Here is a 19,468-nt window from a genome sequence, read left to right on the forward strand (position 1 = left end):
TTAATCATCACTTGTAGTTTCGGATTTGTGTAAGAACTTTTTGTTTAGATTCTCAAAAAAATTATTAAAAGTAAGTGTGAACGCTGCGGCATTTATGATTTGATTTCCATCATCCCTCGGAAGGTATTCGTTAGCATAAGTTAGTTCGATTTGTATGTTATCTGTAAAAAGATAACCAGCCCCAATATTTAATCTGTTTCTGTCAAAAAAACTAAGACCGGTAACTTTTGTTCCAGATTTAAAAAATAGTTCATCAGAAGCAACAGCATATACAACACCTTCTCGTAAAACTTTACTGTTGATGGGCTTTAAGTATTTAACTTGCTGACGATATCGAAATACATTTTCATAATTGTCATCGTCATTTTTCATATGACGAAGTTCAAGCCGCATTCTTGTGCTTAATGTATATCCGGTTTTATGAAAATAATAGATGCCCTGTAAGGCGAATCTCCATTCTGGAGATTCGTATTGTCCAATTTCTGGAACATCCTTATTATTAAAGTACCCAACAAATGAGGATAATTTCCAACGTGGAGACAGATAGTAATGCCCCCAAGCTCTAAATGATCGTTGCGTATTCTCCTCAAAAATATTTGCAGATGATTCAGTACTACTGTAACTTGTGCCTAAATTAAGTTCTGTTGACCACTTTTTGGTAATGGTTCTGTTAAATTGAATCTCACCCCAAAATTGATTATACTTTGTTGTTTGCCCGTGACTCATTGTTGTAATTAAAAAAATTACAACGACATACCCAATTTTTCTACGTATTATATTATGAGTAACTTTTGACGACATTTAATGTTTATTAAGTTGTCATTCTATTTTTTGGATATATTAACTTCTTTGACGAACTGCCTCGTATAAAAATGCACCGCAGGCAACAGATACGTTAAGTGATCCTATGGAACCAAACATTGGTAACTTTGCTTTTTCATCTACGATTTTTAAAACAGAAGGATTTATACCTCTGTCTTCAGATCCCATTATAATAGCTACGGGTTCATTTAATGATAAGTCATAAATGTTTTGATCTGTTTTTTCGGTAGCGGCTACAGTTTTTATTCCAGATCCCTGAAGGTAGAATATTGCATCTTTAATATGTTCCACTTTACAAATAGGTACATTGAATACTGCACCTGCTGATGTTTTAACCGTGTCGCCATTTACCGGTGCAGAACCTGCTTTTTGAACGATAATTCCATTTACTCCTGTACACTCTGCAGTTCTGATAATAGCACCAAAATTTCTCGCATCTGAGATTTGGTCTAATATTAAAAATAATGGTTTTGAACCCGAAGCAATAGTCGATTCTACTAAATGTTCTATATCAATGAATCCAATAGGTGAAATTGTTGCAACAGCACCTTGATGATTGTTTGGTGTTAATCGATTTAGTTTTTCAACCGGAACGTAAGAGAAATTAATGTTGGCACGTTTCATTACCTTCATTAAATCTTTCATTAATTCTCCGGAAATTTCTTTTTGTATAAATACTTTGTCAACTTCCTGACCAGCTTGTATTGCTTCTATAATGGCTCTAATACCAAATATTTGATGTTCTTTTTCCATGTGGCAAATATAGGTATAATGTTTATATAAAAAAAAACCACCCCGAATGAACGGGATGGCTTTTTAGTATTTAATTTAGAATAAATTTAGTGTTTATCCCAGAAAACTTTAGTAGTAACATTATTGTTTCCTAATTTAGTAACTGCTGCTTGTAAATTAGTAGCATTAAGAGTTTGCTCTCTGTTAGGGTAAGAATAACGTTTTGGAACTTCTGTGATGTCACCATAAGTTACTGCAGGTACTTGTAAAGCAGGGAAATCTAATCTTCTGTATGAAGTCCAAGCTTCAAATCCTCTGTTGTATAAAGCAATCCAAGATTGTTCCCCAATTTTTTGCTGCCAAGTTCCTGTTGCTGTAGCATAAGCTACATCAGGTCTTGCTAAGTAAGTTGCGATAGCAGCTGGTGCTACGCCCCAATCTAACATAGAAGCTGTAATGGCCGCATTGTAGTGAGATGCTGGAGTACCACCAACAGCGATACCTCTTGCAGATGCCTCAGCTAATAAAAACTCAACTTCAGAATAAGTAAATAATACACCAGGATATGTTGGTACTTTAATTGTCTCAGTTAAATGAGAGAATGCATCGTAAGTGTTAATTGCTCCATAGACACCGCCTTTGTATAATCCAGATCCAACTGGATATTCAGTGAAATATTGAGGTCTTCTAGGATCGCTAAGCGCATTTAATTTGTTTACGAATGTATCAGCTGGTATAAAGTCATTACGACCAGATGCAACTAAATCAACATACAATGGGTTTGCATTTGGCTGAGTTGCAGCATAATTCATATAAGTTCCATCAGCACTTGATGTGATTATACCATCTGCAATTGCAGCTAAAGCTTGAGTTGAAGCATAAGTAGCATCAACATCATGCATGTTAATTGCCATTCTTAAACGTAATGAATTTGCAAATTTTGCCCATTTTGCTACATCTCCACCATAGATCAAATCAGCATCACCAAAACTATCCTCGCTGGCATCTAATGCATTTGATGCTGTTGTTAATTTTGAGATAAGATCTCTGTAGATTGTTTGAGCGTCATCGTATTTTGGTAGCGGGTGATTTAAGATATCTAATGCTTCACTATAAGGAACGTCTCCAAAAGTATCTACTAAAATTCCATAACTATATGCAGTTAAGATATCGATTACAGCAATTTTATTATCGATAACAATTAGACCTTCAGGAGCTCCAGTATAAGCAGCTTTTGAATCAACCAAAATTTGTCTAGCTTCTTTGTAGTCTTTTAGTACATCACGGTAATATGTTGTCCAGTGAGTATCAGGAATAGTACGTCCTGTTAAATCATACTGACTTTCTTGTGGATATTGAACTTCTGTCCATTGTTGAGCAAATAATCTGAAAACGTTAAAGTTAACAGAAGTGCTTGTTACTTGATCTACCATTGCATGTTCTGCGTTAGTAAATAAGTATTCAGCCTGAGTGTAAGTTGGACGTTTAGTGTCCGTGTTTAATCCTGTGATATCATCAGTACATGATGCAAACAAGGATAAAAGCGGTATTAATATAAGAAGTCTATTTTTCATAGCTTAGAATTTTATTGTTAAGTTGCAACCAATGTTTCTAGTGGTTGGAAGAGATCCGATAGATAAACCAGCAGATCCAATGTTAGAACCTAAACCACTTTCTGGGTCTGCGTCTGGAAGATTTTTGTCAATTATCCATAAGTTAGATCCAATAAGCGAGATTTTTGCATCTACCAATTTGATTTTTTGTACTAATGAAGTTGGTAAAGTATAAGTAATATTTACTTCTCTTAATTTGATAAAACCAGCATCGTATATATATTGACTTCTTGGTCCGTTAGAGTAAGCATTAGTAATAGCTCCACCAGTTGAATAAGCAGTTCTTGTAGTATTTGGTGTCCCGTCAGCATAAACTCCCGGATTGATTATACCTCCACCATTAGCAATTGTATTTCTTTTTGGGTTTCCAAGGTCGTTGTTGCCGGCAGTATCATCAGTTAAACCTGTACCAACACCATACCATTGGTCAGTTGAGAAGATATCTCCTCCTTTTTTCATATCAATTAAGAAGCTGAAAGAAAGATTTTTGTATGAGAATTTGTTGCGAATACCACCAATCCAATCTGGGTTGATATCACCAATGATGTTATTTGTAGATGTGTTGATAACATATCTTCCTGTTGTAGGGTTAACAATTTTTTGACCATCAGCTGTGTAAGTATAATCTGTACCTTTTAGTACACCAAATGGTTGTCCAACAACTGCATTTAATGTTACACCTCCAGGGTATGAAGCTCCAATTAATAAGTTCTGTACGCCATCAGCTAATGCAGTTACTTTGTTGTCGTTTTTAGACCAGTTAACTGTAATATCCCAAGCGAAATCATTTGTTTTAATAGGGGTTGCATTAAATTGCACCTCAATACCTTTATTTTCAATAGTTGCAGCATTTACATAACGAGTTGAATATCCTGTTGCAGTTGAATATGGAACTGGGATAGCTTCACCGTCATTAACGTTTTTGTATAAACTCACGTCAAAACCAACTCTTCTGTTTAAGAATTGCATCTCAAGACCAATCTCTTGCGTTTTAGTTTTGATAGGTTCTAAATTAGGATTGTTTTTTGTAGAGTTTACAGAATATTGTTGTTGTCCATTGAATGAGTTGATTTTAGTATAAGTATCAACTAAAGCCAATGTTGGAGTTCCAAGTGGGCTCTCAGAGTATCCACCTCTTAATTTACCAAACGTTAACCAGCTAGCATCTACAGCTTTTGTGAAAACCCAGCTGCCTGAAATAGAGTTACTAAATAATGAGTTGTCACCTTCTGGTAATTGAGAGAATGCATCTCTTCTTGATGTTGCATCGATGAAAAACTGATCTAAGTAACCTAACGAAACAGAAGCAAAATAACTGTTTACTCCAGTTTTAGTTTCTCTTTCATAAGGGAATGGGCTTCCAGAAACTGAATTATCTAAGCTATAAAGTCCCGGAGTAATAAGTCCTCCTTCTGTAGAAGCTGTAATTTGATTGAAGTAATTTCTTCTTACAGTTCCACCTAATACTCCAGTGAAGCTAAAGTTCTCTCCAAAATTCTTTTTGAAGTTAAGTAATAAATCGTAGTTCTGCTCAGAGAAGTTGCCATTATAACGTTGGTATCCTGATGTTTCTGTGAAAGCATTGATACCAAAAGTTTTTCCAACAGAACCTACTGCTAATCTTTCTTCACGAAGTTCAGCGTATGTATCTGTAGATATTTTTGCTGTTGCAGACAACCAGTCAGCAATTTTGTATGTTAAGTTAGCATAACCTACAAAACGATTTCTGCTGTCATTTTGGTAGTTTTTGTAACGATCAAAATATGGGTTGTTCCAATAAGCTGGGAATCCATTAGATGCAGATGTTCTGTTCCAAGTAATGTTTTGTCCGCCTGAAGCGTTGTAAGCTTGCTCAAGTTGTTTGATATCAACGTTTGTCTGCCACCATTGACGGAAACCAGAAACTAAGTTGTCGCTGTATCCAGTCATGTTTCTACCAATTGTAGCTTGATTTGAAAAGTTAGCAAAAGTACTCAAAGATAATCTGTCTGTAAATTGATGATTCAATTTTAAACTGAAATTATTTTTGTTTATTTCACTATTAGGCATTACACCTGTTTGTTTAGTGTTTGTATAGTTGAATACAACATTCGTTTTGTCATTACCATCTTCAAAAGAGATAGTATTTACTAATGATAAAGAATTTTTAAAGAATGATGTAGGATCATTTTTAGCTCCAACCCAAGCAGTTTTTTTTCCGTAATTGTTATTTCCTGGATAAGCAGAGAATGCATCCCATTGGTAAACATTTAATGATGGATCAAAAGCAGCTCCAACAGAAGCATCATCTCCCATGTATACAACTCTGTCATTTACACCATCACCATCAATATCTTGTGTAGTGTCAAAAGAAGCACCGTATCCAGCTCCGTATGATTTTTGGTATTTAGTAAAAGTGCTTTTGTCTATTACACCAGTAACTACTTCAGATGAAACAGTGATTCCTAAACCTTTTTTAGCTTTACCTTTTTTAGTAGTAATCATTAAAACCCCGTTTCCAGCAAGGTAACCATATAGTGCAGATGCAGCTGCACCTTTTAATACGTTGACACTTTCAATATCTTCTGGATTGATATCCATACCATTATTTCCATAGTCATAACCTTGAGCTCCTCTTGATTGAGCTACAGTACCATCATTAGTATTGTTTGCATTGTTAATTGGCATACCATCAATTACAATAAGCATCTCATTACTTTGATTGATAGCTTTAACCCCACGTGAGATAGCACTTGTAGAACCACCAAAGTTAGTATTTCTTCTTACGTTAACCCCGGCAACTTTACCAGAAAGTTCGTTTAAGAAGTTACCACTTGCAGTACCATTTCTTAAATCTCCTCCTTTAACCTCTTGTGTTGCATAACCAAGAGATTTTTTCTCTCTTTTTACACCTAAAGCTGTTGTTACAACAACGCTTTCAAGTTCTTGTGCATCTCCTGCTAATTTTACATTAACTGTTGATGAAGTTGCAGCTATTTCTTGGGTTTTCATCCCAATGTAGCTAAATACCAAAATTTGGCTTGATGAAGCTTTGATAGAATATTTACCATCAAAATCGGTTTGTGTTCCAGATTTTGTTCCTTTGACTATTACACTAACACCTGGTAAAGGCATTCCTGCATTGTCAGAAACTGTTCCCGAAACAGCTCTTTCTTGCGCAAAAGAAAGTTGCGCAACTAGTACTAATAAAAGCACTAAGAATCCATTGAACTTTAGTTTCATTTTTAAATATTTTGAATTAGTATCGCAAAACTCTTAATAATTTGTTAACTTTCCTAGTAAAATATTTTTTTTTTTCGTTAAAGGTCAAAATTTAACATTATAACATATGTTTATGATAGTGTTATATAATTGTAATTCCTGAGTTTTATTAGCTCCGTTTGTGAGATTAATATTTATTAACCCATTTGGAGTTTGAATTGTGGTTCCAATTCCAATTCCTATTAATTTTTTTATTTTGTTAGGCTCTGAAACGCTTGTTAAGTCTTGATATATTCCATAATCTAAGATTGAATTAATGTAGAGATTTGATGAAACAATATATCTGTACTCTGTAAGAATGGATGCTGTGAAATTTGCCTGGAGACTATTTTCTAAAAATCCTCTTATTGATTTAATTCCGCCAAATCTGAACAATTCGTTTGAAATGTAGTTTTTACTTTGCAAATAAAAATTTTGTGAATTTATGTTAATATAATTTTTACTGTTGAGTTCAAAATTATAGCCGGCACTTAGACTTATGTAGAATTGTTTGCTTGATCCGGCTGTTTCTAAATCGTTATTTGTATTTCTTCTCCCGTATCCGGATGCTAGGTTCAAGAATGCTTTTCTTTGCATCAGGTAATTGTTGTAATCTGTTTTTTTATATTCGAAAGTTGATGTGAAATACGAATTGTCAAAATCACTGATTGTTGAGTTGTTGGTGTTTTGAATGTCGCTTGACTCAGTAGATTGATATCCTAGATATATTTTAGAATTGTAATTTATATAATAACCTAAATCAATTGCCGTTTTTGTGTTTTGAAAAGTACTGTCTTGTTTGAATATGTTTAATTGGGCTTTTATTCCAAGTGGTGATTTGAATATATATGGAATCTCCAATTTAGTGTTAAAGGTCTTTTGTTGATTTCCGTCGCTTTTCCAGTACAATGAAAATTGTTCTCCGGCATGAAGTGTGTTGATTAGTAGAATGTCAAGATAACCATTAAGAGTTACTTTTTTGTTTTCGTCATTTGAAAATCCAATGAAGCCATCAAAAGTGTTTGCTTTTCTTTTTTCTACGTAAGTATAAATTTTAGTAGAATCATTTGTAAAGAGTATTTCAGGATATTTTGTTTGAGAAACAAACTCGAAATTATTAATGTCTTCGTAAAGCTGTTTTGTGATCTCCTGATTAAATGTTTTGTTTAGGTATTTTTTATTAAGTCGTTTTAAATGGCCTTTCGGAAAAAAATCACGAGAATTGTTATTTGCATAATTTAGAATAATGGAATTTACATTGCGTTTTTTTTCAGATTTAAAATTTAAGTCGGCGTAAATTACCAAATCCTTTCTTCGGATATTTTCGAGTTTAATTTTGCTAAGTGCAAAACCATCTTTTTCAGCTTGTATTATTTTCGAGTTTAAATAGTTTTCAATTTCACTATAAGGAAGAATTATGGAGTCATTTTGTTTTTTATGAGAATCAAAAAAGCGATTATTTATACCTATATATATATGTATACTTTTTATTCTGTTTTTTAGGCTAAAAATAACGGCATAAGTGCTGTCATTTATTTTGTTGTTTTCTAGTGTTTTATTGTCTAAAAAGCCTTTTTTTGAAAGTTTTCCGGAAGTGTTTTTTATCTCATCAAACAGTGATTTGATATTTGGGTGAACTGCAGTGTAATTTAAGGAGTCAATAATTTTGTTTTCAATTTCATTTGATCCGTTTATTTTTAGATGAAAGGTTTGAGTATAAGCAGAAAAGCTTATGAAGAAAAAAAACAATGTATTAAAAAACTGTTTCAAGTGAAAATGTTTTGTTTAATTAAAGTGTATGCAAATATCTATTGTTTGTTTGTAAAAACATACTAATAAATAATGTTGTTGAAAATTAATAGATTAACGTTTGTATAGTGGAAATTATTTTATACATTTGCAACCCCGTAAAAAGCGGGAATTTAATAAACATAATAATTTTTAGTATTAATTATGCCAACAATTCAACAATTAGTAAGAACAGGAAGAACTCAGATAACTAAGAAGAGTAAATCGGTTGCTTTAGATTCTTGTCCTCAAAGAAGAGGGGTTTGTACGCGTGTTTACACTACTACACCAAAAAAACCAAACTCTGCAATGCGTAAAGTTGCGCGTGTACGTTTGACAAATGGTAATGAGGTGAATGCTTACATTCCTGGAGAAGGACACAATCTACAAGAGCACTCGATAGTATTAGTTAGAGGCGGAAGGGTAAAAGATTTACCAGGTGTTAGATATCATATCGTTCGTGGAGCGCTTGACACGTCAGGAGTTGCAGGAAGAACGCAAAGAAGATCTAAGTACGGTGCTAAACGCCCAAAAGAAGCAAAAAAGTAATTTAAAACTTTTAAGAAAAAGACATGAGAAAAAGAGCGGCAAAGAAAAGACCACTTTTACCGGATCCAAGGTTTAATGACCAGTTGGTAACGCGTTTTGTGAACAACTTAATGTGGGATGGTAAAAAATCTACAGCTTTCAAAGTATTTTATGATGCAATTGATATCATTGAAACTAAAAAGCAAGATTCAGAGAAAACTTCATTAGAAATTTGGAAAGATGCTTTAACAAACGTTATGCCTCACGTAGAAGTACGTAGCCGTAGAGTTGGTGGAGCTACATTTCAAATTCCAATGCAGATTCGTCCAGACAGAAAAATTTCTATGGCAATGAAGTGGTTAATACTTTATTCTAGAAGAAGAAATGAAAAATCTATGGCACAACGTTTAGCGTCAGAATGTTTAGCTGCTGCTAAAGAAGAAGGTGCTGCGGTTAAGAAAAGAATGGATACTCACAAAATGGCAGAAGCTAACAAAGCATTCTCTCACTTTAGATTTTAATTCGTAAGAAATGGCTAGAGATTTAAAATATACAAGAAATATCGGAATTGCTGCTCACATTGATGCTGGTAAAACAACAACTACTGAGCGTATTCTTTTTTATACTGGAAAGTCACACAAAATTGGTGAGGTACACGATGGTGCTGCAACAATGGACTGGATGGCGCAAGAGCAGGAAAGAGGTATTACAATTACTTCTGCTGCTACGACTTGTACTTGGAATTTTCCAACAGAGCAAGGTAAAGCGCTTCCGGAATCATTGCCTTATCACTTTAATATTATTGATACTCCTGGACACGTTGACTTTACCGTAGAGGTAAACCGTTCTTTACGTGTACTTGATGGTTTGGTTTTCTTATTTAGTGCTGTTGATGGTGTTGAGCCTCAATCAGAAACTAACTGGAGACTTGCTGATCAATATAGAGTTCCTCGTATGGGATTCGTAAATAAAATGGATCGTCAAGGTGCTAACTTTTTAGCTGTATGCGGACAGGTTAAAGACATGTTGAAATCGAATGCGGTTGCAATTACTTTGCCTATTGGAGATGAAGCTGATTTTAAAGGTATTGTTGACTTAGTGAAAAATCAAGCTATTGTATGGCATGATGAAACTCAAGGAGCTACTTTTGATATCGTTGATATCCCAGCGGATATGATTGATGATGTTAAGCATTACCGTTCTATTCTTATCGAAGAGATTGCAACTTATGATGAAAATCTTTTGGATAAATATATGGAAGATGAAAACTCTATTACAGAGGAAGAAATCAACAATGCATTAAGAGCTGCTACTATTGATATGGCTATTATTCCAATGCTTGCTGGTTCATCTTTCAAAAACAAAGGTGTTCAGTTTATGTTGGATGCGGTTTGTAAGTATTTACCATCTCCTTTAGATAAAGAAGGTATTGAAGGAATTCATCCTGATGATGCTGATTTATTAGAAGAAGATCAAACGAAAATTTTACGTAAGCCAGATGTTAAAGAGCCATTCGCTGCTTTGGCGTTTAAAATTGCTACTGACCCATTCGTTGGGCGTTTAGCTTTCTTCCGTGCATATTCTGGGCGTTTAGATGCTGGATCTTATGTTTTAAATACTCGTTCTGGTAATAAAGAAAGAATTTCTCGTATTTACCAAATGCATGCTAATAAACAAAATCCAATCGAATTTATTGAAGCTGGAGATATTGGTGCTGCTGTTGGATTTAAAGATATTAAAACAGGAGATACTCTTTGTGATGAAAAGAATCCAATTATCTTGGAATCTATGAAATTCCCTGATCCTGTAATTGGTATTGCTATTGAGCCAAAAACAAAAGCTGACGTAGATAAAATGGGTATGGCTTTAGCTAAATTAGCTGAAGAAGATCCAACATTTACAGTTAGAACTGATGAGGCTTCTGGGCAGACTATTATTTCAGGTATGGGTGAGCTTCACTTAGATATCTTAGTGGATCGTATGAAACGTGAATTTAAAGTTGAAGTAAACCAAGGTGAGCCTCAAGTTGAGTATAAAGAAGCGTTTACAAGATCTGCAACACATAGAGAGACTTACAAGAAACAATCTGGAGGTCGTGGTAAATTCGGGGATATCGTATTTACAATCGAGCCTGCTGATGAAGTTGATGGTAAAGTTCCAGTTGGATTACAATTTATCAATGCTGTAAAAGGTGGTAACGTTCCTAAAGAATATATCCCTGCTGTTGAAAAAGGATTTAGAGAGGCTATGAAAACTGGTCCGTTGGCAGGATATGCTGTGGATAGTTTGAAAGTAACTTTAACTGATGGATCTTTCCACCCTGTGGATTCTGATGCATTATCTTTTGAGTTAGCTGCAAGAATGGGTTATAAAGAATCAGGACGTGCTGCTGGAGCTGTTATTCTTGAGCCAATCATGAAAATCGAAGTTATTACTCCAGAAGAAAATATGGGTGATATCGTAGGTGACTTGAACCGTCGTAGAGGTCAGGTTAATGATATGGGTGATAGAAATGGTGCTAAAACTATTAAGGCTGATGTGCCTTTATCAGAAATGTTTGGATATGTAACTACATTAAGAACATTATCTTCTGGTAGAGCTACTTCAACAATGGAGTTTTCTCACTATGCAGAAACACCTTCTAATATTTCAGAAGAGGTAATCAAAAAAGCAAAAGGTAACGCTTAATTTTAAGAAAATGAGTCAAAAAATCAGAATAAAACTAAAATCTTACGATCACATGTTGGTAGATAAATCTGCTGAAAAGATCGTAAAAACAGTAAAAACTACTGGAGCAGTTGTAACAGGTCCAATTCCGTTGCCAACTCACAAAAAACTTTTCACTGTGCTACGTTCTCCGCACGTTAACAAAAAAGCGAGAGAACAGTTTGAAGTAATGTCATACAAGAGATTGATTGATATTTATTCATCTTCATCAAAAACTATTGATGCATTAATGAAACTTGAATTGCCAAGTGGTGTTGAAGTAGAGATAAAAGTATAATTTTTTTTATATTTTTTATATATAAAAGCGAGACGTAAGTGTCTCGCTTTTTTTATTGCTTCAAGGTGATTTTTAATTTGATTTTTTTGTAGTTAAGGCTAGAGATGAAATGTATAGATGTCTTTATTTTAGCATGCTGCGAGAGTTTTTTGTTGTGATTTATTTAAGTAATTGTTGTATGTAAAATTGAATTTTATTGAAGTCTAAAGTTTAGATTTTGGAATAAATAAAATCTCTTTTGTTGTGAGTTTGGGGCTTGGATTTTGATAATGAGCGATTTAATTTTTGTAACTGTTTGGTATATTCAATTTTAATATCTACTTTTGCACTCCCTGTTTGGAAATTTCTGTTATTTTCAAATTGAAGGGAATTTTAGTAATTAATAATTAATATTTATGTCTGGGTTAATTGGTAAAAAAATCGGCATGACTAGTATTTTCGATGAAAACGGGAAAAACATTCCTTGTACAGTAATCGAAGCTGGGCCGTGTGTTGTTACCCAAGTCAGAACCAAAGGTGTTGACGGGTACGAAGCGTTGCAGTTAGGTTTCGATGACAAAAACGAGAAACATTCTACTAAAGCGGCTTTAGGTCACTTTAAAAAAGCTGGAACTGTTGCTAAGAAAAAAGTCGTTGAATTCCAAGATTTTGCAACTGAACAAAAATTAGGAGATCTTATTGATGTTTCTATTTTTGAAGAAGGAGAATTTGTAGATGTACAAGGTGTGTCTAAAGGTAAAGGTTTCCAAGGGGTTGTTAAACGTCACGGTTTTGGTGGTGTTGGACAAGCTACTCATGGTCAGCACAACCGTTTAAGAGCGCCAGGTTCTGTAGGAGCTTCTTCTTATCCATCTAGAGTATTCAAAGGAATGCGTATGGCTGGAAGAATGGGAGGAGATAATGTAAAAGTTCAAAACCTTAGAGTTTTAAAAGTAGTTGCTGAAAAGAATCTACTTGTTGTTAAAGGATGTATTCCTGGGCACAAAAACTCTTACGTAATCATTCAGAAGTAATGGAAGTAAAAGTATTAGATTTCAACGGAAAAGATACTGGTAGAAAAGTTCAACTTTCTGATTCAGTATTCGCAATTGAACCAAATAATCACGCTGTATATCTTGATGTTAAGCAATATCTTGCTAATCAAAGACAGGGTACTCACAAAGCTAAAGAAAGAGCTGAAGTAACTGGAAGTACGCGTAAGATTAAAAAGCAAAAAGGTACGGGTACAGCTCGTGCGGGAAGTGTTAAGAATCCTTTGTTTAAAGGTGGAGGAACAGTTTTCGGACCAAGACCAAGAAGTTATTCATTCAAGTTGAATAAAGGGTTGAAAAGATTGGCTAGAAAATCAGCTTTCTCGATCAAGGCAAAAGAATCAAATATTATTGTTCTTGAAGACTTTAATTTTGATGCGCCAAACACTAAAAATTTCATTAACGTTTTGAAAGCTTTAGGGTTAGAAAATAAAAAATCTCTATTTGTGTTGGGAGAGTCAAATAAAAATGTATATTTGTCGTCACGCAATTTAAAGGCTTCTAATGTCGTAACTAGCTCAGAATTAAGCACTTACGCAATATTAAACACTAATAATTTGGTGCTTTTGGAAGGTTCTTTAGAGTTAATTGAAGAAAATTTAAGCAAATAATAGGAGTATGAGTATCATAATTAGACCTATAGTAACTGAAAAAGTAACCAAAGAAAGTGAAGTTCTAAACCGCTTCGGATTCGTTGTTGACAAAAAAGCAAACAAAGTTCAGATTAAGAAAGCTGTTGAAGCTGCTTATGGAGTAACTATCGTTTCAGTTAACACAATGAATGTGAGACCAGATAGATCTACTAAATACACTAAAAGTGGTTTAATCAGTGGAAAGACAAATGCAATTAAAAAAGCAATTGTTCAAGTACAAGAAGGAGAAACAATTGATTTTTACAACAATATCTAAGATAGAAAAATGTCAGTAAGAAAATTAAAACCTATTACCCCAGGTCAGCGATTTAGAGTTGTGAATGGTTATGACGCCATTACAACTGATAAGCCGGAACGCTCTTTGATAGCGCCGATAAAAAACTCTGGAGGTAGAAATAGTCAAGGAAAGATGACCATGCGTTATACGGGTGGTGGTCACAAGCAGAGATATCGTATTATCGATTTCAAAAGAACTAAAGATGGAATCCCAGCTACAGTGAAATCAATCGAATACGATCCAAATCGTACTGCGTTCATCGCTTTATTAGCTTACGCTGATGGAGAGAAAACTTATGTTATTGCTCAAAATGGATTGAAAGTTGGTCAGAAATTAGTTTCTGGTCCAGAATCTCAACCTGAAATTGGTAATACATTACCTTTAAGCAGAATTCCTCTTGGAACTGTTATATCTTGTATTGAGTTACGTCCAGGACAAGGAGCGGTTATTGCTCGTTCAGCTGGAACTTTTGCTCAGTTAATGGCAAGAGACGGGAAATATGCAACAATTAAAATGCCATCTGGTGAGACAAGATTAATCTTGTTAACTTGTTCGGCTACAATTGGAGCTGTTTCTAATTCTGACCACCAATTAGTTGTATCTGGAAAAGCAGGTAGAACAAGATGGTTAGGAAGAAGACCTAGAACTAGACCAGTAGCGATGAACCCAGTTGATCACCCTATGGGAGGTGGTGAAGGACGTTCTTCTGGAGGGCACCCGCGTTCAAGAAACGGATTGCCAGCTAAAGGTTACAGAACTCGTTCTAAGAAAAACCCGAGTAACAAGTATATCGTAGAACGTAGAAAGAAATAATAAGATATGGCACGTTCATTAAAAAAAGGACCTTTCGTTCATTATAAATTAGACAAGAAAGTTCAGGAAAACGTAGAAAGTGGTAAAAATGGAGTAGTTAAGACTTGGTCTAGAGCTTCAATGATTACTCCAGATTTCGTTGGACAAACTATCGCAGTTCATAACGGTCGTCAATTTGTACCAGTTTACGTAACAGAAAACATGGTAGGTCACAAATTAGGAGAGTTTTCACCAACTAGATCTTTTAGAGGTCATGCTGGAGCAAAAAATAAAGGTAAAAAATAAGAAGCAATGGGAGTTCGTAAAAGAGAAACAGCAGATGCGAGAAAAGAGGCTAATAAGTCTATTGCTTTCGCAAAATTGAATAACTGCCCTACTTCACCTAGAAAAATGCGCTTAGTAGCGGACTTGGTAAGAGGTCAGAAGGTAGAAAGAGCACTTAACATTTTAAGATTCAGTTCTAAAGAAGCTTCAAGAAAATTAGAAAAACTATTATTATCTGCAATCAATAACTGGGAGCAAAAAAATAGTGAAGGTAATTTAGAAGAAGCTGGATTATTTGTTAAAGAGATCAGAGTAGATGGTGGAATGATGTTAAAAAGACTTCGTCCAGCTCCACAAGGTCGTGCACACAGAATAAGAAAACGTTCTAATCACGTTACAATCGTGCTTGGAGCTATCAATAACACACAAAGCAATTCTTAAGCAGCATGGGACAAAAGACAAATCCAATTGGAAATAGACTTGGTATCATCAGAGGGTGGGACTCAAACTGGTATGGTGGAAATGATTACGGTGATAAACTTGCCGAAGATCACAAAATCAGAAAGTATATCCACGCTCGTTTATCAAAAGCTAGTGTATCAAAAGTAATCATCGAGAGAACTTTGAAACTTGTAACCGTTACTATCACTACTGCTAGACCTGGTATCATTATCGGAAAAGGCGGACAAGAGGTAGACAAGTTAAAAGAAGAACTTAAGAAAGTTACTGACAAAGAGGTTCAAATTAACATCTTTGAAATTAAAAGACCTGAGTTAGATGCTTATCTTGTGGCGACCAGCATCGCTCGTCAAATCGAAAGCCGTATCTCTTACAGACGTGCAATTAAGATGGCTATTGCAGCTTCTATGCGTATGAATGCAGAAGGTATTAAAGTTTTGATTTCTGGTCGTTTGAATGGTGCTGAAATGGCACGTTCTGAAGGTTTCAAAGAAGGTAGAATTCCTCTATCAACTTTCAGAGCTGATATTGATTATGCTTTGGCTGAAGCTCACACTACTTACGGTAGAATGGGTATCAAAGTATGGATCATGAAAGGTGAAGTTTATGGAAAGAGAGATCTTTCTCCACTTGCTGGAATGGATAAAAAACAATCTGGTACTGGCGGTGGTAAAGGTGGAGATGCCCCTAGAGGTAAATCTAACTTTAATAAAGGTGGAAAACCAGACGCTCGTAAAAGAAAGTAAATTTTTAAACTAAAGAAAAATGTTACAGCCTAAAAGAACAAAATACCGTAAGGTACAAAAAGGTAAAATGAAAGGTAACTCTCAAAGAGGGCATGAACTTTCTAATGGAATGTTTGGTATTAAATCTGTACATGAAGATGGAATGTTCTTAACTTCTCGTCAAATTGAAGCTGCGCGTATTGCTGCAACTCGTTACATGAAGAGAGAGGGACAATTATGGATTAAAATATTTCCAGACAAACCTATCACTAAGAAACCTCTTGAAGTACGTATGGGTAAAGGTAAAGGAGCAGTTGAGTATTGGGCTGCTGTTGTTAAACCAGGAAGAATTATGTTTGAAGTTGGAGGAGTTCCATTGTCAGTTGCAAAAGAGGCTTTACGTCTTGCAGCTCAGAAACTTCCAGTAAAAACTAAATTCGTCGTTGCTAGAGATTTCGAAGCATAATTTATATTTATTATGAAACAATCAGAAATAAAAGATCTTTCTGCAGCGGAGTTGCAAGAAAAGCTTAGTCAAACTAAGAAAGTATATGCTGACCTAAAAATGGCTCACGCTATTTCTCCAATTGCTAACCCACTTCAAATTAGAAGCGTTAGAAGAACAGTTGCAAGATTGGCTACAGAGTTAACTAAAAGAGAGTTACAATAATTGTATTCTGCTGAAAGATGGAAGAAAAAAGAAATTTAAGAAAAGAAAGAATAGGTGTTGTTACTTCAAATAAAATGGATAAATCTATTGTTATTGCTGAAGTAAGAAAAGTAAAACACCCATTATACGGTAAGTTCGTGTTGAAAACTAAGAAATATGTTGCACACGACGAAACAAACGACTGTAACATTGGAGATACTGTAAGAATTAGCGAAACGCGTCCTTTAAGTAAAACAAAATGTTGGAGATTAGTTGAAATCTTAGAAAGAGCTAAATAATTATGGTACAACAGGAATCAAGACTAAAAGTAGCAGATAACACGGGAGCAAAAGAAGTTTTAACTATTCGTGTTTTAGGAGGTACCAAAAGAAGGTATGCCTCTGTTGGTGACAAGATTGTAGTATCTATTAAAGATGCAACTCCAAACGGTAACGTGAAAAAAGGAGCTGTTTCAACTGCAGTTGTTGTGCGTACCAAAAAAGAAGTGAGAAGAGCTGATGGTTCTTATATCCGTTTCGATGACAATGCATGTGTTCTTTTGAATGCAGCAGGGGAAATGAGAGGAACTCGTGTTTTTGGTCCGGTAGCAAGAGAACTTCGTGAAAAACAATTCATGAAAATTGTATCATTAGCACCAGAAGTGCTTTAATTCGTTTTAAGATGATAAAGCTAAAAATAAAATCAGGAGATATCGTAAGAGTTATTGCCGGAGACCATAAAGGTGCTGAAGGTAAAGTTTTACGTGTTTACCGTGAGAAAAATAAAGCGATAGTTGAAGGTGTTAACCTGGTTTCAAAACATACAAAACCAAGTGCTAAAAACCCTCAAGGTGGTATCGTTAAGAAAGAGGCTTCTATTCAAATTTCTAACATTGCACTAATTGATCCTAAAACTAAGGAAACAACTAGAGTAGGTATTAGAGTAGAAGGAGATAAGAAAGTAAGATTTTCAAAAAAATCTAATCAAGTACTATAGTAATGGCATATACACCTAGACTAAAAGAAGAATATAAGAGTAGAGTAATCTCTGCTCTTAAAGAAGAGTTCGGATATACAAACGTTATGCAAGTTCCAAAACTTGAAAAAATCGTTTTGAGCCGTGGAGTTGGTGCAGCTGTATCTGATAAAAAACTTATTGACTATGCAGTTGATGAGTTAACAAAGATCACTGGACAAAAAGCAGTATCTACAATTTCAAAGAAAGACGTTGCGTCTTTCAAATTGAGAAAAGGGATGCCTATTGGAGCAAAAGTTACATTACGTGGTGAAAGAATGTATGAGTTTTTAGATAGACTTATTACTTCTGCTTTACCGCGTGTTAGAGATTTTAGTGGTATTAAAGCTACTGGTTTCGACGGAAGAGGTAACTACAATCTTGGAGTTTTGGAGCAAATCATTTTCCCGGAAATTGATATTGACAAAGTAAACAAAATCTCAGGAATGGATATTACATTTGTTACTACTGCAAAAACAGACAAGGAAGCAAAGTCATTATTGGCTGAATTAGGATTACCTTTTAAAAAGAATTAAGATATGGCTAAAGAATCAATGAAAGCCCGTGAGGTGAAAAGAGAAAAAACGGTAGCTAAGTATGCTGAAAAGAGAAAAGCTTTATTAGAAGCTGGAGACTACGAAGGTTTACAAAGATTACCAAAAAACGCTTCACCTGTTCGTTTACACAACCGTTGTAAATTAACTGGAAGACCAAGAGGTTATATCCGTCAATTCGGTATTTCACGTGTAACTTTCCGTGAAATGGCTAACAATGGATTAATTCCAGGTGTAAAAAAAGCCAGCTGGTAATTTAAAAAAGTTTATAAATTGATTAAAGGTTCAGGAGGCAGGGTGCTTCCTGAAAACCATAATCGCAATCAAATACATATGTATACAGATCCTATTGCAGATTATTTGACTAGAGTTCGTAACGCTGTGGCAGCAAACCACAAAGTTGTTGAAATTCCAGCTTCTAATCTTAAAAAAGAAATAACTAAGATCTTATTTGATCAAGGTTATATCTTAAGTTACAAATTTGAGACGAACACTGTTCAAGGTTCTATCAAAATTGCTTTAAAGTATGATAAAGATACTAAAGAGCCTGTAATTAAAGATATCCAAAGAATTAGTAAACCTGGTTTACGTAAGTACGCAGGTGCTGCCAAATTACCAAGAATCCTTAACGGATTAGGAATTGCTATTGTTTCTACATCAAAAGGTTTGATGACAGGAAAACAAGCTAAGCAATTAAATGTAGGTGGTGAAGTAATTTGTTACGTATACTAATTTTAAACACTAGATAAGATGTCAAGAATAGGTAAAAGCCCAATTGTAATCCCTGCTGGTGTAACTGTAGAAGTTAAAGACGGTATTATTACAGTAAAAGGAAAAAAAGGTCAATTAGTTCAGGAGTTTTCGGACGTAAATGTAACTGTTGAAGGCGATCAAGTTTTAGTTGAAAGATCGTCTGATCATAAAGACCACAGAGCAAAACACGGATTATTCAGATCTTTGATCAATAATATGATTATCGGTGTTTCTGAAGGTTTTACAAAAGAACTAGAATTAGTTGGAGTTGGTTATAGAGCTTCAAACCAAGGTCAAAAATTAGATTTAGCTCTTGGATATTCTCACAATATTGTTTTAGAAATTGCTCCAGAAGTAGCTTTAGAAACAATATCTGAAAAAGGTAAGAACCCAATCGTAAAATTAACATCATTTGATAAACAACTTTTAGGTCAAGTTGCTGCGAAAATCAGAGGTTTCCGTAAGCCAGAGCCATACAAAGGTAAAGGTGTTAAATTTGTGGGTGAAGTATTAAGAAGAAAAGCAGGTAAATCAGCTTAAAAAATAAGA

Annotated in this window: 25 protein-coding genes; 20 read left to right on the forward strand and 5 right to left on the reverse strand. The window is 34.7% G+C overall.

Annotation, left to right across the window (positions count from 1 at the left end):
• The 5 genes from LUU93_RS09445 to LUU93_RS09465 all read right to left on the reverse strand — a co-directional run bounded on the left by LUU93_RS09445 (position 1) and on the right by LUU93_RS09465 (position 8,177).
• Positions 1 to 801, reverse strand: a complete 801-nt coding sequence (locus LUU93_RS09445) for a DUF2490 domain-containing protein (RefSeq protein ID WP_232680688.1) — start codon at positions 799 to 801, stop codon at positions 1 to 3.
• Positions 802 to 840: 39 nt separating this feature from the next.
• A complete protein-coding gene (gene rlmB / locus LUU93_RS09450) occupies positions 841 to 1,575 on the reverse strand; it encodes a 23S rRNA (guanosine(2251)-2'-O)-methyltransferase RlmB (RefSeq protein WP_232680690.1) in 735 nt (244 codons plus the stop codon).
• Between the two features lie 86 nt (positions 1,576 to 1,661).
• Entirely contained in the window at positions 1,662 to 3,128 is a 1,467-nt protein-coding gene (locus tag LUU93_RS09455; RefSeq protein ID WP_232680692.1) for a SusD/RagB family nutrient-binding outer membrane lipoprotein, read from the reverse strand.
• A 3-nt stretch (positions 3,129 to 3,131) separates the two neighbouring features.
• Positions 3,132 to 6,389 (reverse strand): SusC/RagA family TonB-linked outer membrane protein, encoded by a 3,258-nt coding sequence (locus LUU93_RS09460; protein ID WP_232680694.1) that lies wholly within the window; start codon positions 6,387 to 6,389, stop codon positions 3,132 to 3,134.
• 84 nt (positions 6,390 to 6,473) lie between these two features.
• Entirely contained in the window at positions 6,474 to 8,177 is a 1,704-nt protein-coding gene (locus tag LUU93_RS09465) for a BamA/TamA family outer membrane protein (RefSeq protein WP_232680696.1), read from the reverse strand.
• 183 nt (positions 8,178 to 8,360) lie between these two features.
• On the opposite strand from LUU93_RS09465, the gene rpsL reads away from it, so the two are divergent.
• The 20 genes from rpsL (at position 8,361) to rplF (ending at position 19,459) form a co-directional block, all read left to right on the forward strand.
• Positions 8,361 to 8,744 carry a 30S ribosomal protein S12 gene (gene rpsL, locus LUU93_RS09470; RefSeq protein WP_007136570.1) on the forward strand — a complete coding sequence of 128 codons (384 nt, stop codon included), beginning with the start codon at positions 8,361 to 8,363 and terminating at the stop codon, positions 8,742 to 8,744.
• Positions 8,745 to 8,767: 23 nt separating this feature from the next.
• Entirely contained in the window at positions 8,768 to 9,244 is a 477-nt protein-coding gene (rpsG, locus tag LUU93_RS09475) for a 30S ribosomal protein S7 (RefSeq protein WP_056200545.1), read from the forward strand.
• A gap of 10 nt (positions 9,245 to 9,254) precedes the next feature.
• Positions 9,255 to 11,411: an elongation factor G gene (gene fusA / locus LUU93_RS09480; RefSeq protein ID WP_053470826.1), complete on the forward strand. Its 2,157-nt coding sequence runs from the start codon at positions 9,255 to 9,257 to the stop codon at positions 11,409 to 11,411.
• 10 nt (positions 11,412 to 11,421) lie between these two features.
• Complete coding sequence (gene rpsJ, locus LUU93_RS09485) at positions 11,422 to 11,727, forward strand: 30S ribosomal protein S10 (RefSeq protein ID WP_007803605.1); 306 nt, start codon at positions 11,422 to 11,424, stop codon at positions 11,725 to 11,727.
• Positions 11,728 to 12,122: 395 nt separating this feature from the next.
• Positions 12,123 to 12,740: a 50S ribosomal protein L3 gene (gene rplC, locus LUU93_RS09490; RefSeq protein ID WP_057124294.1), complete on the forward strand. Its 618-nt coding sequence runs from the start codon at positions 12,123 to 12,125 to the stop codon at positions 12,738 to 12,740.
• Entirely contained in the window at positions 12,740 to 13,369 is a 630-nt protein-coding gene (gene rplD, locus LUU93_RS09495) for a 50S ribosomal protein L4 (protein ID WP_057124293.1), read from the forward strand. The genes rplC and rplD overlap by 1 nt, the downstream gene beginning before the upstream one ends.
• Positions 13,370 to 13,376: 7 nt before the next feature.
• The gene (gene rplW / locus LUU93_RS09500; RefSeq protein ID WP_012022489.1) at positions 13,377 to 13,667 is read left to right on the forward strand and encodes a 50S ribosomal protein L23; all 291 of its coding nucleotides are present in this window, start codon (positions 13,377 to 13,379) and stop codon (positions 13,665 to 13,667) included.
• A gap of 9 nt (positions 13,668 to 13,676) precedes the next feature.
• A complete protein-coding gene (gene rplB / locus LUU93_RS09505; protein ID WP_035650459.1) occupies positions 13,677 to 14,501 on the forward strand; it encodes a 50S ribosomal protein L2 in 825 nt (274 codons plus the stop codon).
• Positions 14,502 to 14,507: 6 nt separating this feature from the next.
• The gene (gene rpsS / locus LUU93_RS09510; protein ID WP_115889866.1) at positions 14,508 to 14,786 is read left to right on the forward strand and encodes a 30S ribosomal protein S19; all 279 of its coding nucleotides are present in this window, start codon (positions 14,508 to 14,510) and stop codon (positions 14,784 to 14,786) included.
• Positions 14,787 to 14,792: 6 nt separating this feature from the next.
• On the forward strand, positions 14,793 to 15,206 hold the full coding sequence (rplV, locus tag LUU93_RS09515; RefSeq protein WP_007803631.1) for a 50S ribosomal protein L22: 414 nt from the start codon (positions 14,793 to 14,795) through the stop codon (positions 15,204 to 15,206).
• Positions 15,207 to 15,211: 5 nt separating this feature from the next.
• Positions 15,212 to 15,970 (forward strand): 30S ribosomal protein S3, encoded by a 759-nt coding sequence (gene rpsC / locus LUU93_RS09520; RefSeq protein ID WP_012022487.1) that lies wholly within the window; start codon positions 15,212 to 15,214, stop codon positions 15,968 to 15,970.
• Positions 15,971 to 15,989: 19 nt separating this feature from the next.
• Entirely contained in the window at positions 15,990 to 16,415 is a 426-nt protein-coding gene (rplP, locus tag LUU93_RS09525; RefSeq protein ID WP_017495016.1) for a 50S ribosomal protein L16, read from the forward strand.
• A 12-nt stretch (positions 16,416 to 16,427) separates the two neighbouring features.
• Positions 16,428 to 16,619, forward strand: coding sequence for a 50S ribosomal protein L29 (gene rpmC / locus LUU93_RS09530; protein WP_008464297.1), 192 nt, complete (start codon positions 16,428 to 16,430; stop codon positions 16,617 to 16,619).
• A gap of 17 nt (positions 16,620 to 16,636) precedes the next feature.
• Positions 16,637 to 16,897 (forward strand): 30S ribosomal protein S17, encoded by a 261-nt coding sequence (gene rpsQ, locus LUU93_RS09535; protein ID WP_007803646.1) that lies wholly within the window; start codon positions 16,637 to 16,639, stop codon positions 16,895 to 16,897.
• Positions 16,898 to 16,899: 2 nt separating this feature from the next.
• Positions 16,900 to 17,268 (forward strand): 50S ribosomal protein L14, encoded by a 369-nt coding sequence (rplN, locus tag LUU93_RS09540; RefSeq protein ID WP_007803649.1) that lies wholly within the window; start codon positions 16,900 to 16,902, stop codon positions 17,266 to 17,268.
• 11 nt (positions 17,269 to 17,279) lie between these two features.
• Positions 17,280 to 17,594, forward strand: coding sequence for a 50S ribosomal protein L24 (rplX, locus tag LUU93_RS09545; RefSeq protein ID WP_008464300.1), 315 nt, complete (start codon positions 17,280 to 17,282; stop codon positions 17,592 to 17,594).
• Between the two features lie 2 nt (positions 17,595 to 17,596).
• Complete coding sequence (gene rplE, locus LUU93_RS09550; RefSeq protein WP_017495015.1) at positions 17,597 to 18,148, forward strand: 50S ribosomal protein L5; 552 nt, start codon at positions 17,597 to 17,599, stop codon at positions 18,146 to 18,148.
• A 3-nt stretch (positions 18,149 to 18,151) separates the two neighbouring features.
• Positions 18,152 to 18,421 carry a 30S ribosomal protein S14 gene (rpsN, locus tag LUU93_RS09555; protein WP_008464305.1) on the forward strand — a complete coding sequence of 90 codons (270 nt, stop codon included), beginning with the start codon at positions 18,152 to 18,154 and terminating at the stop codon, positions 18,419 to 18,421.
• A gap of 78 nt (positions 18,422 to 18,499) precedes the next feature.
• Positions 18,500 to 18,898 carry a 30S ribosomal protein S8 gene (gene rpsH / locus LUU93_RS09560; protein ID WP_029272051.1) on the forward strand — a complete coding sequence of 133 codons (399 nt, stop codon included), beginning with the start codon at positions 18,500 to 18,502 and terminating at the stop codon, positions 18,896 to 18,898.
• A gap of 18 nt (positions 18,899 to 18,916) precedes the next feature.
• Entirely contained in the window at positions 18,917 to 19,459 is a 543-nt protein-coding gene (gene rplF, locus LUU93_RS09565) for a 50S ribosomal protein L6 (RefSeq protein ID WP_232680698.1), read from the forward strand.
• Positions 19,460 to 19,468 lie beyond the last annotated feature (9 nt).

This window comes from Flavobacterium soyae, assembly GCF_021245985.1.
In the GTDB taxonomy this organism is placed as follows: Bacteria; Bacteroidota; Bacteroidia; order Flavobacteriales; family Flavobacteriaceae; genus Flavobacterium; species Flavobacterium soyae.